Raw genomic sequence first — 1,944 nt, 5'->3', positions numbered from 1 at the left:
TAGGTTCATCTAATAATAATAATTTAGGATTTCCTAGAAGTGCACGTGCAATGTGCATTCTTTGTTTCATTCCTTTAGAGAAAAATTGTACCTTTTTATTCATGTCATTACTTAAACTAACTAAATCAAGTACACGTTCTATTTCCGCTTTTTGCTTACGATAAGGTATTTTAGCCAAATCTGCAAAATATGAGAGATTCTGTTTAGCTGTAGCTCGACCGTAAAAGCCCAAGTCCCCACCAAAGGAAACTCCAATATTATCACGTAACCTGGTCTTAATAATATTCTGACCACCGACAATCACTGAGCCAGATGTGGGTAATAAATAACCGCCTACAATAGAGACAATAGTAGTTTTACCAGCACCGTTGGGGCCCAATAAGGCAGCAATTTCACCTTTTTTAATATTAAAAGAAACATCGTCTAACGCTACAAATTTTTTTCCATTGTCATGATATACTTTTCGTAAATTTTGAATAGAGAGATAATTTGTCATTTATTTTCTGCTTCCTATATTTTCCTTCTTAAAAGATTTATCTAAAATCAATTGCGCCTCAGCTTTAGCCTCTTCTTTCATGCCTAATTTTATATAGCAACTAATCAGCATTTCTCTAGAAGCTTTTACTCCATCGAAGTTTCCAATATCTGCATGTTCATTAAGAGCTTCTTTAGATGTCATCAATGCATCATGATAATTTTTTAATAAATATTGAGTATAAGCCAAAATACTACATGCTTCAGCAACGTAACCTTTAGAATAAATTCTTACATGCTCTAAATTATTAATTGCAATATGGTAAGCTAATTTATAATCATGTTTTTGAATTTCTAATTGAACTAAATTAATAGCTACTTGTCCCTTATATCGTTCCGCTTGGCTTTTTCCTTTTATACTAGAACAAGTGGAAACATACTTATTAATTCTATCAGTTGCATTTACTAGTAGAGTTTTAGCCATTACTAATGAAAAACTATTTGGCTCCATTACAACTGCTAAACCCAACATATTATCGAATAATGCCATATACAGATCTTTATCTTTGGATCTAGGAATTTCTTTAGATATCAAAGTATATAGTAATTCTTGAGCGCCTTCATAATCATGAAATCTTTTAAGCTTAGTTATTATCAATCTATGGTAAGCTGTAATTACATGATTAATATCTCCTGCTCTCTGAATTGCCTTAGAAAAATATAAGTATGAATCTTTAGAGCCTTTACTTGCACATACAGTTCCACTATATATTAATGCATTATATGTTCCATGCTTTAGAATTTCACTTTTTCTTCTAGATACTATGTCAAAAACTGCATCAAAATTACCTGTTAACAAGATACAGGCATCCATAATATAAGGTAATAATCCTATCTCAGCTTGTAACATATCTGAAACCAGTTTATCGTATGATGGTATTTTTACATTTATTTTTTTAGTATTCCACTCCACAAATTCTCTAGGACTTGTTGTAAACCTCACACCTAAATCATTTAAAAAGAAAGGACTCCGTGAAGATCTGTCTCTTACCGAAGTCCCTTCTAATAATTTTTTAGATATGTTAAGTCGTTCGAGAAAAGCAGAATCTATTTTTTTATCAAATTTAGGAATTGATAAAATTTGATTTATAAAATCTTCTAAATACATCTTTTCTCCCTTAACTATCATTAAGCACCATGATTCCAAGTTTGCATTGGACCAGCAAGCATTACTTTAGCACCTTTCCTTAAGAACAATTATATTATCATTCATATTTATGCTCTCGACTTATTAGTTTCGTCACACGAAACTATATTTTCCAAGATATTACTCTATTGCCGTATCCCCACATAATAAGTTGATCTTTTATTTGTTTTGCTTTCATCTTATTTCCTTCAAACATATACTTAAAGAAGAAACCTGCAATTCTATAAAACATATAGTGACTTCTACAATCCAACTTTTCTAAA

Annotated in this window: 2 protein-coding genes; both read right to left on the bottom strand. The window is 30.9% G+C overall.

The features are described 5' to 3' along the window. Window positions 1–496 (bottom strand): ATP-binding cassette domain-containing protein (locus CP368_RS09770; protein WP_098044204.1); only part of this gene is annotated, 496 nt, incomplete at its 3' end. Next, window positions 497–1,642: a hypothetical protein gene (locus CP368_RS09765; protein ID WP_025006262.1), complete on the bottom strand. Its 1,146-nt coding sequence runs from the start codon at window positions 1,640–1,642 to the stop codon at window positions 497–499. It lies immediately after the preceding gene. Window positions 1,643–1,944: the final 302 nt, after the last annotated feature.

Source organism: Lactobacillus sp. UMNPBX17, assembly GCF_002553735.1.
Taxonomy (GTDB): domain Bacteria; phylum Bacillota; class Bacilli; order Lactobacillales; family Lactobacillaceae; genus Lactobacillus; species Lactobacillus gallinarum.
The sequence above is the reverse complement of the archived record's forward strand: the minus strand, read 5'-3'. Positions and strand labels throughout refer to the sequence as shown.